Origin of the sequence: Pseudomonas sp. K5002, from assembly GCF_013386655.1 — a bacterium.
Lineage (GTDB): Bacteria > Pseudomonadota > Gammaproteobacteria > Pseudomonadales > Pseudomonadaceae > Aquipseudomonas.
Map to the genome: position 1 here is coordinate 1 of NZ_JACARK010000089.1, position 13,685 is coordinate 13,685.

10 protein-coding genes and 1 pseudogene are annotated in these 13,685 nt (G+C 59.9%); 10 read left to right on the plus strand and 1 reads right to left on the minus strand.

The annotated features are described in order from the left end of the window. A pseudogene (locus HX846_RS05485) lies at window positions 1-195 on the minus strand (TRZ/ATZ family hydrolase); the annotation flags it as partial. A 108-nt stretch (window positions 196-303) separates the two neighbouring features. Here HX846_RS05485 and mtnA point away from each other — a divergent pair. The 10 genes from mtnA to HX846_RS05535 all read left to right on the plus strand — a co-directional run bounded on the left by mtnA (window position 304) and on the right by HX846_RS05535 (window position 13,511). Then, a complete protein-coding gene (mtnA, locus tag HX846_RS05490) occupies window positions 304-1,380 on the plus strand; it encodes an S-methyl-5-thioribose-1-phosphate isomerase (protein ID WP_003218821.1) in 1,077 nt (358 codons plus the stop codon). A 302-nt stretch (window positions 1,381-1,682) separates the two neighbouring features. Next, the gene (gene gyrA / locus HX846_RS05495) at window positions 1,683-4,346 is read left to right on the plus strand and encodes a DNA gyrase subunit A (protein ID WP_003218817.1); all 2,664 of its coding nucleotides are present in this window, start codon (window positions 1,683-1,685) and stop codon (window positions 4,344-4,346) included. Window positions 4,347-4,564: 218 nt separating this feature from the next. Then, the gene (serC, locus tag HX846_RS05500; protein ID WP_003218814.1) at window positions 4,565-5,650 is read left to right on the plus strand and encodes a 3-phosphoserine/phosphohydroxythreonine transaminase; all 1,086 of its coding nucleotides are present in this window, start codon (window positions 4,565-4,567) and stop codon (window positions 5,648-5,650) included. Beyond that, complete coding sequence (gene pheA / locus HX846_RS05505; protein WP_003218812.1) at window positions 5,650-6,744, plus strand: prephenate dehydratase; 1,095 nt, start codon at window positions 5,650-5,652, stop codon at window positions 6,742-6,744. Before serC ends, pheA begins: the two co-directional genes overlap by 1 nt. 9 nt (window positions 6,745-6,753) lie before the next feature. Beyond that, complete coding sequence (gene hisC / locus HX846_RS05510) at window positions 6,754-7,866, plus strand: histidinol-phosphate transaminase (RefSeq protein ID WP_178965093.1); 1,113 nt, start codon at window positions 6,754-6,756, stop codon at window positions 7,864-7,866. Between the two features lie 28 nt (window positions 7,867-7,894). After that, on the plus strand, window positions 7,895-10,105 hold the full coding sequence (locus HX846_RS05515; RefSeq protein WP_256739776.1) for a bifunctional prephenate dehydrogenase/3-phosphoshikimate 1-carboxyvinyltransferase: 2,211 nt from the start codon (window positions 7,895-7,897) through the stop codon (window positions 10,103-10,105). Then, window positions 10,102-10,791: a (d)CMP kinase gene (cmk, locus tag HX846_RS05520; RefSeq protein WP_003172653.1), complete on the plus strand. Its 690-nt coding sequence runs from the start codon at window positions 10,102-10,104 to the stop codon at window positions 10,789-10,791. Before HX846_RS05515 ends, cmk begins: the two co-directional genes overlap by 4 nt. A gap of 119 nt (window positions 10,792-10,910) precedes the next feature. Then, window positions 10,911-12,605 (plus strand): 30S ribosomal protein S1, encoded by a 1,695-nt coding sequence (gene rpsA, locus HX846_RS05525; protein ID WP_003218806.1) that lies wholly within the window; start codon window positions 10,911-10,913, stop codon window positions 12,603-12,605. 339 nt (window positions 12,606-12,944) lie between these two features. After that, a complete protein-coding gene (gene ihfB / locus HX846_RS05530) occupies window positions 12,945-13,241 on the plus strand; it encodes an integration host factor subunit beta (protein ID WP_008437689.1) in 297 nt (98 codons plus the stop codon). Between the two features lie 24 nt (window positions 13,242-13,265). After that, a complete protein-coding gene (locus tag HX846_RS05535; RefSeq protein WP_008437692.1) occupies window positions 13,266-13,511 on the plus strand; it encodes a lipopolysaccharide assembly protein LapA domain-containing protein in 246 nt (81 codons plus the stop codon). The last annotated feature ends 174 nt before the right edge of the window (window positions 13,512-13,685 follow it).

The window sequence follows — 13,685 nt, forward strand, 5'->3', positions numbered from 1 at the left end:
ACTGAGCAGCATGCCCGGCAGTTCACGCACTTCGCTCGCTGCGAGCTTCAAGGCCGCGGCGCGTGGGCCGATAAACGCAATGCACCCGTCACGAATGCCCAGGGCGTGCTCCTTGAGCACTACGCCGGCAGGCTCGACAGGTACCAGCCAGGTGGGCAGCAGCAATAAGTCGAGCGGGGCGGCAGTCGGTGTCATCGAGGGCAGTTTCCCAGGCATCTATAAAGAACGGCGAAGTATACCCGAGCGTCCTGGCTGGCGGATCGCTATAATCGGCGGCTTTTGTTCATGAGTGCGGGGTGAGGGATGCGCGATCGACTGTTGGCTGCGGAGAAAGTGAAGGCCATCGACTGGCGTGATGGCGCACTGTACCTGCTCGATCAGCGTATTTTGCCGTCTGCAGAAACCTGGGTCGCCTGCACCAGTGCTGCCGAGGTGGCCGAGGCCATTCGCACAATGGTGGTGCGCGGTGCGCCGGCCATTGGCATCAGTGCGGCGTATGGCCTGGTGCTGGCCGCTCGTGCCCACATCGCCGAGGGCGATGACTGGCAGGCCGCCTGGGAAGAGGACTACGCGCTGCTGGCGGATACCCGCCCGACCGCGTCGAATCTTTTCTGGGCCATGAAGCGCATGCGCGATTGCCTCGATCGCCTCAAGAAACACGCCGATCCGTTGAAGGTGCTGGAGGCCGAGGCGGTGGCGATTCACCAAAGTGATCGTGAAGCCAACCTGACCATGGCGCAGCTGGGTGTAGAGCTGATCCGCAAGCACCAGGGCAATGTCCAGGCGATCCTGACCCATGGCAATGCGGGTGCGTTGGCTACCGGCGGCGTCGGTACCGCGCTCGGGGTGATTCGCGGAGCGTTCCTGGAAGGCATGGTGGAGCGCGTCTACGCCAACGAAACCCGGCCCTGGCTGCAAGGTTCGCGGCTGACGGCCTGGGAATTGGCCAATGAAGGCATTCCGGTCACCGTGAATGCCGATTCGGCGGGTGCGCATATCCTCAAGACCAAAGGCGTGACCTGGGTGATCGTCGGTGCCGACTGCATTGCGGCCAATGGCGATGTGGTCAGCAAGATCGGCACCTATCAGCTGGCGGTGTGCGCCATGCATCACGGCGTGCGTTTCATGGTGGTGGCGCCCAGCTCAACCATCGACCTGATGGCGGCCAGCGGTGATGACGTGCCGCTTGAAGAGCGCGACGCCCGTGAACTGCTGGAAGTCGGCGGCACCCGCGTAGCCGCTGATGTAGACGCCTTCAACCCGGTGTTCGACGTGACGCCGGCGGACCTGATTGATGTGATCGTCACTGAAAAAGGCATCGTCGAACGCCCCGACACGGCGAAGTTGGCGCAACTGATGTGTCGTAAACGCCTGCATTGAGGCAATTTGCCCGCAAAAATCCCCTTGGATCCAGCTCTAAGGCCCTCTCGTCGCCGTCAAGCCTGTCATCCGTCAACTTACTATGCTCCATGCGCATCAGGGGGATAGGTGCGTGGCGGCGATTGTGATAACATCCGGCGGTTTCCAGGGTCACCCCAAGGGGTAACCTTTAATGCGCAGATCCGTGTCATAACTCGTTGATTTGTCGTAAGTCGTTGCCAGGCATCATGCCGGCAGCGGCGAGCTTCGTTCGTCCCATAGGATGTGACGAGGTTTCACCCGAAAAAGGAATCAGGCTTCTCATGGGCGAACTGGCCAAAGAAATCCTCCCGGTCAATATCGAAGACGAGCTGAAACAGTCCTACCTCGACTACGCGATGAGCGTAATTGTCGGTCGGGCACTGCCTGATGCGCGCGATGGCTTGAAGCCCGTGCACAGGCGTGTGCTGTTCGCGATGAGCGAGCTGGGTAACGACTGGAACAAGCCGTACAAGAAATCTGCCCGTGTTGTCGGTGACGTGATCGGTAAGTATCACCCTCACGGCGACACTGCGGTGTACGACACCATCGTTCGGATGGCCCAGCCGTTTTCCCTGCGCTACCTGCTGGTAGACGGCCAGGGCAACTTCGGTTCGGTCGACGGCGACAACGCTGCGGCCATGCGATACACCGAAGTGCGCATGACCAAGCTGGCGCACGAGCTGCTGGCTGACCTGCACAAGGAAACCGTGGACTGGGTGCCGAACTACGACGGCACCGAAATGATCCCGGCGGTCATGCCGACCCGTATTCCCAACCTGTTGGTCAACGGCTCCAGCGGTATCGCCGTGGGCATGGCCACCAACATCCCGCCACACAACCTCGGTGAAGTCATCGACGGTTGCCTGGCCCTCATCGACAACCCCGAGCTGACCGTCGATGAGCTGATGCAGTACATCCCGGGTCCGGACTTCCCGACCGCCGCGATCATCAACGGTCGCGCCGGCATCATCGAAGCCTACCGTACCGGTCGCGGCCGCATTTACATGCGTGCCCGCTCGATCATCGAAGACATCGACAAGGTCGGTGGCCGTCAGCAGATCGTCATCACCGAACTCCCTTACCAGTTGAACAAGGCGCGTCTGATCGAGAAGATCGCCGAGCTGGTTAAAGAGAAGAAGCTGGAAGGCATCACCGAGCTGCGCGACGAGTCTGACAAGGACGGTATGCGCGTGGTGATCGAGCTGCGTCGTGGCGAAGTGCCTGAGGTGATCCTCAACAACCTCTACGCCCAGACCCAGCTGCAAAGCGTATTCGGTATCAACGTGGTAGCGCTGATCGACGGCCGCCCGCGCATCCTGAACCTCAAGGATCTGCTGGAAGCCTTCGTGCGTCACCGCCGCGAAGTGGTAACCCGCCGTACCGTATTCGAACTGCGCAAGGCCCGTGAACGCGGCCACATCCTGGAAGGCCAGGCTGTTGCGCTGTCGAACATCGACCCGGTCATCGCCCTGATCAAGGCTTCGCCGACGCCGTCGGAAGCCAAGGAAGCGCTGATCAAGATGCCGTGGGAATCCAGCGCCGTAGTAGCGATGGTGGAACGTGCCGGTGCCGATTCGTGCCGTCCGGAGACCCTGGACCCACAATACGGCCTGCGCGACGGCAAGTATTTCCTGTCCCCGGAACAGGCCCAGGCCATTCTGGAACTGCGTCTGCACCGTCTGACCGGCCTGGAACACGAGAAACTGCTGGCCGAGTACCAGGAGATCCTCAACCAGATCGGTGAGCTGATCCGCATCCTCAACAGCGCCGTGCGCCTGATGGAAGTGATCCGCGAAGAACTGGAAGTGATCCGCGCCGAATACGGCGATGTGCGCCGCACCGAGATTCTCGACGCCCGTCTCGACCTGACCCTGGGTGACATGATCCCGGAAGAAGATCGCGTCGTGACCATTTCCCACGGTGGCTATGCCAAGACCCAGCCTCTGGCGGCGTACCAGGCCCAGCGTCGTGGCGGTAAAGGCAAATCGGCTACCGGCGTCAAGGATGAGGACTACATCGCTCACCTGCTGGTTGCCAACAGCCACACCACGCTGCTGCTGTTCTCCAGCAAGGGCAAGGTGTACTGGCTGAAAACCTACGAAATCCCGGAAGCGTCCCGCGCTGCCCGTGGTCGTCCGCTGGTCAACCTGCTGCCGCTGGACAGTGATGAATACATCACCACCATGCTGCCGGTAGACGAGTACACCGAAGGTCACTTCATCTTCATGGCCACTGCGAAAGGCACCGTGAAGAAGACCCCGCTGGAATCCTTCAGCCGTCAACGCAGCGTGGGCCTGATCGCCCTCGAACTGGACGAAGGCGACGTATTGATCAGCGCGGCCATCACTGACGGCGAGCGTGAAGTCATGCTGTTCTCCGACGGCGGCAAGGTTACGCGCTTCAAGGAGTCCGACGTTCGTGCCATGGGCCGTACCGCCCGCGGTGTGCGCGGCATGCGCCTGCCGGAAGGGCAGAAGCTGATTTCGATGCTGATCCCGGAAGAAGGCAGCGAGATCCTCACTGCATCGGCCCGCGGCTACGGCAAGCGTACGGCCATCAGCGAGTTCCCCGAGTACAAGCGTGGCGGCCAGGGCGTTATCGCCATGGTCAGCAACGATCGCAACGGCCGCCTGGTCGGCGCGGTCCAGGTGCTGGATGGTGAGGAAATCATGCTGATTTCCGACCAGGGCACCCTGGTACGTACCCGGGTTGATGAAGTGTCGAGCCTGGGGCGTAACACCCAGGGCGTGACCTTGATCAAGCTGGCCAGCGACGAAACCCTGGTAGGCCTGGAGCGTGTCCAGGAGCCATCGGAAGTCGAAGGCGAGGAGCTGGAAGGTGAAGAGGGGATTGCACTCGAGGGGCAAGTGATCGGCGATGCCGATGACGGCGTCGACGAGCCAACACTCGACGCTGCCGCAGACGAAGAAGAACCGCAGGAATAAGCGGACACACAGGGGGCGGATGAAGATTCGCCCCCTTGTTGTTTGTCCCGTTTGAAATACGACGCCGCGCCGCTCTTGTAGGAGCCGGCTTGCCGGCGATGGCATCAACTCGATTCAAGTGAAGCGCCGAGTCGTTTGCATCGCTGGCAAGCCAGCTCCTACAGGGTTCCGCGTTGCGGGATGTTGATTGCAGTCCCACCAGATCAGAGAGATTGGATGTGAGCAAGAGAGCCTATAACTTCTGTGCCGGTCCCGCGGCGCTTCCTGAAGCAGTCCTGCAGCGCGCGCAGGGTGAACTCCTCGACTGGCATGGAAAAGGCCTCTCCGTGATGGAAATGAGCCATCGCAGCGATGAGTTCGTGTCCATTGCCACCAAGGCCGAGCAGGATATGCGCGACTTGCTGGACATCCCGTCCGATTACAAAGTGCTGTTCCTGCAGGGTGGTGCGAGCCAGCAGTTCGCCCAGATCCCGCTGAACCTGCTGCCGGAAGACGGCACTGCGGACTATATCGACACCGGTATCTGGGGGCAGAAGGCCATTGAAGAGGCCTCCCGTTACGGTCACGTCAATGTGGCAGGCACGGCCAAGCCCTACGACTACTTCGCCATCCCCGGTCAGAACGAGTGGAAACTGTCGAAAGACGCGGCCTACGTTCACTACGTGGCGAACGAAACCATCGGCGGCCTGGAGTTCGATTGGGTGCCGGAAGTGGGTGATGTCCCGCTGGTCTGCGACATGTCCTCGGACATCCTCTCGCGCCCGATCGATGTGTCCAAGTACGGCATGATCTACGCCGGTGCACAGAAGAACATCGGCCCGAGCGGCATCCTGGTCAACATCGTCCGTGAAGACCTGTTGGGTCGTGCGCGTTCGCTATGCCCGACCATGCTCAACTACAAGGTCGCGGCCGATAACGGCTCGATGTACAACACCCCGCCGGCCTTCGCCTGGTACTTGTCGGGCCTGGTGTTCGAATGGCTGAAAGAGCAGGGCGGCGTGGCTGCCATGGGCAAGCTCAACGAAGAGAAGAAACGTACCCTGTACGACTTCATCGACGCCAGCGGCCTGTACAGCAACCCGATCAACCTGACCGACCGTTCGTGGATGAACGTGCCGTTCCGCCTGGCGGATGATCGCCTGGACAAGCCTTTCCTCGCCGGCGCCGACGAGCGCGGCCTGTTGAACCTCAAGGGCCACCGTTCGGTAGGTGGCATGCGCGCCTCCATCTATAACGCTGTCGATATCCACGCCGTCAAGGCGCTGGTGGCTTACATGGCAGAGTTCGAAAAGGAACACGGCTAATGTCTGAGCAAGAACTCAAGGCCCTGCGCGTACGCATTGACAGCCTGGACGAGAAAGTCCTGGAACTGATCAGTGAGCGCGCGCGGTGCGCCCAGGAAGTTGCACGGGTGAAGATGGCTTCCCTGGCTGAAGGCGAAGTGCCGGTATTCTACCGTCCGGAGCGTGAAGCCCAGGTACTCAAGCGCGTGATGGAACGCAACAAGGGCCCGTTGGGCAACGAAGAGATGGCGCGGTTGTTCCGTGAAATCATGTCTTCGTGCCTGGCACTGGAGCAGCCGCTGAAAGTGGCTTACCTGGGCCCGGAAGGCACCTTCACTCAAGCCGCGGCCATGAAGCACTTCGGTCACGCGGTGATCAGCAAGCCGATGGCTGCGATCGACGAAGTGTTCCGTGAAGTGGCCGCCGGGGCGGTGAATTTTGGCGTGGTGCCGGTGGAAAACTCCACCGAAGGTGCCGTCAACCACACCCTCGACAGTTTTCTTGAGCACGACATGGTGATCTGCGGCGAAGTCGAGCTGCGTATTCACCACCACTTGCTGGTGGGCGAAAACACCAAGACCGACAGCATCAGCCGCATCTACTCCCACGCCCAGTCCCTGGCCCAGTGCCGCAAGTGGCTGGACGCGCACTACCCGAATGTGGAGCGCGTGGCGGTGTCCAGCAACGCCGAAGCGGCGAAGCGGGTCAAGGGTGAGTGGAACTCGGCGGCGATTGCCGGCGACATGGCTGCCGGCCTGTATGGGCTGACGCGCCTGGCCGAGAAAATCGAGGATCGCCCGGATAACTCCACGCGCTTCCTGATGATCGGCAGCCAGGAAGTGCCGCCGACCGGCGACGACAAGACGTCGATCATCGTCTCCATGAGCAACAAGCCCGGCGCGCTGCATGAGCTGCTGGTGCCGTTCCACGACAACGGGATTGACCTGACGCGAATCGAGACTCGTCCTTCGCGCAGCGGTAAATGGACTTATGTGTTCTTTATCGACTTCGTCGGCCATCACCGCGACCCACTGGTCAAGGGTGTGCTCGAGAAAATCAGTCAGGAAGCCGTGGCACTCAAGGTGCTGGGCTCTTACCCGAAAGCGGTTTTGTGAGGCTTTAACATGAGTGGCAACTTCCTCGCCCTGGCACAGCCGGGCGTGCAACAACTGTCGCCTTACGTTCCGGGCAAGCCTGTGGACGAGTTGGCGCGCGAGTTGAACCTGGATCCGTCGAAGATCGTAAAGCTGGCCAGTAACGAAAACCCGATGGGCCCAAGCCCCAAGGTACTGGCCGCGATTCGTGAGGCGCTGGCCGAACTGACCCGTTATCCCGATGGTAACGGCTTTGAGCTCAAGTCCCTGCTGGCGAAAAACTGCCGCGTTGATATCAACCAGGTGACCCTGGGTAACGGCTCCAACGATATTCTGGAGCTGGTCGGCCGCGCCTATCTGGCGCCGGGCCTGAACGCGGTATTCAGCGAGCACGCGTTTGCGGTCTATCCGATCGTCACTCAGGCCGTTGGCGCCGAGGCGCGTGTGATTCCTGCGAAAGACTGGGGTCATGACCTGCCAGCCATGCTGGCGGCCATCGATGGCAATACTCGTGTTGTGTTTATCGCCAACCCGAACAACCCGACCGGCACCTGGTTCAGCGCCGAGGTGCTGGATAACTTCCTGCAGGACGTGCCGGAGCATGTACTGGTGGTGCTGGACGAGGCGTACATCGAGTACGCCGAAGGCAGCGACTTGCCGGACGGCCTGGACTTCCTCGCGGCTTATCCGAACCTGCTGGTCTCGCGCACCTTCTCCAAGGCTTATGGCCTGGCGTCGCTGCGGGTCGGTTACGGCTTGTCCACTGCGGTGGTGGCCGATGTGTTGAACCGTGTGCGCCAGCCATTCAACGTCAACAGCCTCGCGCTGGCGGCGGCTTGCGCTGCGGTGCAGGACACCGAGTACCTGGAAGAAGGCCGTCGCCTCAACGAAAGCGGCATGCTGCAATTGCAGGAAGGCTTCCGTGAGCTGGGCCTGGGCTGGATTCCGTCCAACGGCAACTTCATCTGCGTCGACCTCGGCCAAGTGGCGGCTCCTGTGTTCCAGGGCTTGCTGCGCGAGGGTGTGATCGTGCGTCCGGTGGCCAATTACGGCATGCCGAACCACCTGCGCATCACCATCGGTCTGCCTGCTGAAAACAGCCGCTTCCTCGAAGCGCTGGCCAAGGTTCTGGCTCGTGGTTGATGTCACTGCATTGCAACCTGCTGTACCTATGATCGGTCGCCTGGTGGTGGTCGGTCTGGGATTGATCGGCGGCTCCTTTGCGAAGGGCCTGCGGGAAAGCGGCCTGTGTGGCGAAGTGGTCGGTGTGGACCTGGACCCGCAATCGCGCAAGTTGGCGGTGCAGTTGGGTGTGGTGGACCGTTGCGAGGCTGACCTCGCTGTAGCCTGCCAGGGCGCGGATGTCATTCAGCTGGCGGTGCCGATCCTGGCCATGGAGAAGTTGCTGGCGCTGTTGGCCGGCATGGATCTGGGCCAGGCAATCCTGACCGATGTCGGCAGTGCCAAGGGCAATGTGGTGCGTGCGGCGCGGCTGGCCTTTGGTGGCATGCCTGCGCGGTTTGTGCCCGGGCATCCGATTGCCGGGTCCGAGCAGAGCGGGGTGGAGGCGTCCAATGCGCAGCTGTTCCGTCGCCATAAAGTGATTCTGACACCACTGGATGAAACCGATCCTGCGGCACTGGCCGTGGTGGATCGGCTCTGGCGCGAGCTGGGGGCGGATGTCGAGCATATGCAGGTCGAGCGCCACGATGAAGTGCTGGCAGCGACCAGCCATCTGCCGCATTTGCTCGCATTTGGCCTGGTGGATTCGTTGGCCAAGCGCAACGAGAACCTCGAGATTTTCCGCTACGCCGCCGGTGGTTTCCGCGACTTTACCCGGATCGCCGGTAGTGATCCGGTGATGTGGCACGACATCTTCCTTGCCAACCGCGATGCGGTGTTGCGCACCCTGGACACGTTCCGCAGCGACCTCGACGCCTTGCGCGACGCGGTCGATGCTGGCGACGGGCACCAGTTGTTGGGCGTGTTCACCCGTGCGCGGGTGGCACGGGAGCATTTCAGCAAGATTCTGGCGCGTCGGGCCTATATGGATGCTGCAGTAAACGCGGATGACCTGGTGTTTCTCGCCAGTCCCGGTGGTCGCTTGAGCGGGCAGATTCGGATGCCTGGGGATAAATCGATCTCCCATCGCTCGATCATGCTCGGCTCTCTGGCGGACGGTGTCACCGAGGTAGAGGGTTTCCTGGAGGGGGAAGATGCCCTGGCGACCTTGCAGGCGTTTCGCGACATGGGGGTGGTGATTGAGGGGCCGCACCATGGGCGCGTCACCATTCACGGGGTTGGTCTGCATGGGTTGAAGTCGGCGCCGGGTCCGATCTATCTCGGCAACTCCGGCACCTCCATGCGGCTGTTGTCCGGTTTGCTGGCGGCTCAGAGCTTTGACAGTGTGTTGACGGGTGATGCCTCGCTGTCCAAGCGTCCGATGAATCGCGTGGCCAAGCCATTGCGCGAAATGGGCGCGGTGATCGAGACCGGGCCGGAAGGGCGCCCGCCGCTGACCATTCGCGGTGGCCAAGCACTTAAGGGGCTGACCTACGCATTGCCGATGGCCAGTGCTCAGGTTAAATCCTGCCTGTTGCTGGCTGGGTTGTACGCCGAGGGTAAAACCTCGATTACCGAACCGGCGCCGACCCGTGACCATACCGAGCGGATGTTGCGTGGGTTTGGTTATCCGGTGGAGGTGGCGGGCGCTACGGCTTCGGTCGAGTCCGGTCACGCGCTGACCGCAACCCATATCGAAGTGCCCGGGGATATTTCCTCTTCGGCGTTCTTCCTGGTGGCGGCGTCGATCGCCGAAGGCTCCGAGCTTTTGCTTGAGCATGTGGGCATCAATCCGACCCGTACCGGGGTGATCGATATCCTGCGGTTGATGGGCGCGGATATCACCCTGGAAAACCAGCGGGAAGTGGGTGGCGAGCCTGTTGCTGATTTGCGTATTCGCGCGGCGCCGTTGAAGGGGATCGAGATTCCCGAGGCGTTGGTTCCGCTGGCTATCGATGAATTTCCGGTGCTGTTCGTGGCGGCGGCATGCGCCGAAGGCCGAACGGTATTGCGCGGGGCGCAGGAGTTGCGGGTCAAGGAGTCCGACCGGATCCAGGTCATGGCCGACGGTCTGCTCGCCCTGGGCGTGAAGTGTGAACCGACACCTGATGGGATTATCATCGACGGTGGCGTAATAGGCGGCGGTGAAGTGCATGCCCATGGCGATCACCGGATTGCCATGGCTTTCAGCGTGGCCTCCCTGCGAGCAGCTGCGCCGATTCGTATCCATGACTGTGCCAACGTGGCTACGTCTTTTCCGAATTTTCTTACACTGTGTGCCCAAGTCGGCATCCGTGTTGCCCAAGAGGCTCAATTGTGAATATCAAAGCACCGGTGATTACCATCGACGGGCCAAGTGGCTCGGGCAAAGGCACGATCGCCGGCATCCTGGCCAAGCGCCTGGGCTGGTGCCTGCTGGACTCCGGGGCGCTGTACCGCTTGCTGGCCTTTGCTGCACGCAACCATGGCGTCGACCTGACCAACGAAGAATCGCTGAAGCTGCTGGCTGCGCACCTCGACGTGCAGTTCGTCGGGGCGACGGAAGGTCATCCTCAGCGCATCATCCTGGAAGGAGACGATGTGACCGATGACCTGCGTAACGAGCAGGTCGGTTCCTGGGCTTCCCAGGTCGCCGCATTGCCGGCGGTGCGCGACGCGTTGCTGCAGCGCCAGCGGGCTTTCCAGGAGCCGCCGGGTCTGGTGGCCGATGGCCGCGACATGGGCACGGTGGTGTTTCCTGAGGCGCCGCTGAAGATTTTCCTGACTGCCAGTGCCGAGGAGCGGGCCCGCCGCCGTTACTTGCAGTTGAAGGGCAAAGTCGATGGTGTTAGTCTGTCGAGTCTGCTAGATGAGATCCGTGCACGCGATGAGCGTGATACCCAGCGTGCGGTAGCCCCGCTCAAGCCGGCGGCTGACGCCATACAGCTGGATTCCACGGAGTTGTCCATCGAGCAGGTGCTGGAACGCATCTTGAGTGAAATCGCCATTCGCGATATCGCCGGGTGACCAAGAAGGCCGCAGGGGACCAGTCATAGTCCTGTGGTGCTTCTTTTAATTGAAACTGACCCACACCGTCTGGGGTGTGGAGATGGGCGTATTCTTCGCCCTTATCAACAGGAATTAAAATGAGCGAAAGCTTTGCGGAACTCTTTGAAGAAAGCCTAAAAACCCTGAACCTTCAGGCAGGCTCCATCATCACCGGTGTTATCGTTGATATCGATTACCAAGCTCGCTGGGTAACCGTTCACGCTGGTCTGAAGTCTGAAGCTCTGATCCCGCTGGAACAGTTCTACAACGATGCTGGTGACCTGACTATCAATGTCGGTGACGAAGTTCACGTTGCTCTGGACTCGGTTGAAGACGGTTTCGGTGAAACCAAGCTGTCCCGTGAAAAAGCCAAGCGCGCTGAATGCTGGATTGTTCTCGAAGCAGCCTTCGCAGCTGAAGAAGTGGTCAAGGGCGTTATCAACGGTAAGGTTAAAGGCGGCTTCACTGTCGACGTTAACGGCATCCGTGCGTTCCTGCCAGGTTCTTTGGTCGACGTTCGTCCTGTGCGCGACACCACGCACCTGGAAGGCAAAGAACTCGAATTCAAGGTCATCAAGCTCGACCAGAAGCGCAACAACGTTGTCGTTTCCCGTCGCAGCGTCCTGGAAGCAGAGAACTCCGCCGAGCGTGAAGCTCTGCTGGAATCCCTGCAGGAAGGCCAACAAGTCAAAGGTATCGTCAAGAACCTCACCGATTACGGCGCATTCGTCGATCTGGGTGGCGTCGATGGCCTGCTGCACATTACCGACATGGCTTGGAAGCGTATCAAGCATCCATCGGAAATCGTCAACGTTGGCGACGAGATCGATGTCAAGGTTCTGAAGTACGATCGTGAGCGCAACCGTGTCTCCCTGGGCTTGAAGCAGCTGGGCGAAGATCCATGGGTCGCTATCAAGGCTCGTTACCCAGAAAGCACCCGCGTGACCGCGCGTGTTACCAACCTGACCGACTACGGCTGCTTCGCAGAGCTGGAAGAAGGCGTGGAAGGCCTGGTACACGTTTCCGAAATGGACTGGACCAACAAGAACATCCACCCTTCGAAAGTCGTACAAGTCGGCGACGAAGTGGAAGTTATGGTTCTGGACATCGACGAAGAGCGTCGTCGTATCTCCCTCGGCATCAAGCAGTGCAAATCTAACCCATGGGAAGATTTCTCTGGCCAGTTCAACAAGGGCGATAAAATCTCCGGCACCATCAAGTCGATCACCGATTTCGGTATCTTCATTGGTCTGGACGGCGGCATCGACGGCCTGGTTCACCTGTCCGACATCTCCTGGAACGAAGTGGGCGAAGAAGCTGTTCGTCGTTTCAAGAAGGGCGACGAGCTGGACACCGTTATCCTGTCGGTTGACCCAGAGCGCGAGCGCATCTCCCTGGGTATCAAGCAACTGGAAAGCGATCCGTTCTCCGAGTACGTTCAAGAGAACGACAAAGGCGCAATCGTTAAAGGCATCGTGAAGGAAGTTGACGCTAAAGGCGCCATCATCACTCTGGCCGACGATATCGAAGCGACTCTGAAAGCCTCCGAAATCAGCCGTGACCGCGTTGAAGACGCGCGCAACGTTCTGAAAGAAGGCGAAGAAGTAGAAGCCAAGATCATCAGCGTTGACCGCAAGAGCCGCGTAATCCAGCTCTCCATCAAGTCGAAAGACGATGCTGAAGAGAAAGAAGCCATCCAGAGCCTGCGCGACAAGCCAGCTACCTCTGAGCCTTCTGCTGGTCCTACCACTCTGGGCGACCTGCTGCGTGCACAAATGGAAAAGCAGAACTAAGTTCTGTCAGACCATAGAAAAAGGGCGACTTCGGTCGCCCTTTTTTGTGCCTGGGATTTAGTGTTGTGCGCAACGTCGCCTTGGTGTTGTGCAGGTGGAACGCTGTGGTCGCGCTGGCAGCGCATCGGCTCCTGCAGGCTCTATCTGGCAGTGATCGCCGTGGAGTGGCTTCAGTGAAGCTGAGCGGCGGCTAGCGGCCGTGCGGCGCAATGCCAACTCTCATCGAGTTACGCCCCAACTCTTTGAATATAAGTCAATACTTGGGCTGTTCAAATTCCTCCGGTCATGCTAAAACCTTCGAAGCGCTTTTCCTAGCTGCTTGAAAAAGAAGGGAAAAATATGACGAAGTCGGAGTTGATCGAACGAATTGTCACCCATCAAGGGCTGCTCTCATCCAAGGATGTGGAGCTGGCCATCAAGACCATGCTTGAGCAGATGTCCCAATGTCTGGCTACCGGCGATCGGATTGAAATTCGTGGGTTTGGTAGCTTCTCGCTGCACTATCGTGCGCCTCGTGTGGGTCGCAACCCAAAAACCGGACAGTCCGTCAGCCTCGATGGCAAGTTCGTGCCTCATTTCAAGCCGGGCAAGGAATTGCGCGATCGGGTGAACGAAGACGAAGAAGAAAGCGTCTGAGTGTTTTTGGGGTAGGAGAAGGTTATGCGTGGGGTTAAGCGCGTTGTTCTGGTGCTGGCTATGCTAATTGTCGTGCTGGCAGTGTTGGGGTTCGTGCTGGAAAACCAGCAGGGCGCGTCTCTTTCATTCCTGGGCTGGGTGACCGGGCAGATGCCGGTGTCGGTGTTTGTGGTCGTGGCCTTGATAATTGGAATGCTGCTGGGACCGCTGTTTAGTGTCATCGTTGGGTGGGGCCGACGTCAAAAGTCCATGCCCGCAAGGCGTGGGTAGAGGCTCAATGGTTATTGTGTCACTCGCGAGCCGTTCGTCGGATTTTTCTGGTGCGGTGCGCATCGGTTACGTCGAGTGATCGGCATGTGGTAAGTCCGGCGATACCACTGACTATTGTTTCGCGGCTACGAAATTTGCTTTTCTGCCCTTTTCGGACGGCCCATATAAGGGTTG

What these genes read in the sequence shown, in the direction of transcription:
- mtnA (WP_003218821.1), top strand. Translation starts at nt 304, where the DNA reads ATGCGCGATCGACTGTTGGCTGCGGAGAAAGTGAAGGCCATCGACTGG.
- gyrA (WP_003218817.1), top strand. Translation starts at nt 1,683, where the DNA reads ATGGGCGAACTGGCCAAAGAAATCCTCCCGGTCAATATCGAAGACGAG.
- pheA (WP_003218812.1), top strand. Translation starts at nt 5,650, where the DNA reads ATGTCTGAGCAAGAACTCAAGGCCCTGCGCGTACGCATTGACAGCCTG.
- hisC (WP_178965093.1), top strand. Translation starts at nt 6,754, where the DNA reads ATGAGTGGCAACTTCCTCGCCCTGGCACAGCCGGGCGTGCAACAACTG.
- HX846_RS05515 (WP_256739776.1), top strand. Translation starts at nt 7,895, where the DNA reads ATGATCGGTCGCCTGGTGGTGGTCGGTCTGGGATTGATCGGCGGCTCC.
- rpsA (WP_003218806.1), top strand. Translation starts at nt 10,911, where the DNA reads ATGAGCGAAAGCTTTGCGGAACTCTTTGAAGAAAGCCTAAAAACCCTG.
- ihfB (WP_008437689.1), top strand. Translation starts at nt 12,945, where the DNA reads ATGACGAAGTCGGAGTTGATCGAACGAATTGTCACCCATCAAGGGCTG.
- HX846_RS05535 (WP_008437692.1), top strand. Translation starts at nt 13,266, where the DNA reads ATGCGTGGGGTTAAGCGCGTTGTTCTGGTGCTGGCTATGCTAATTGTC.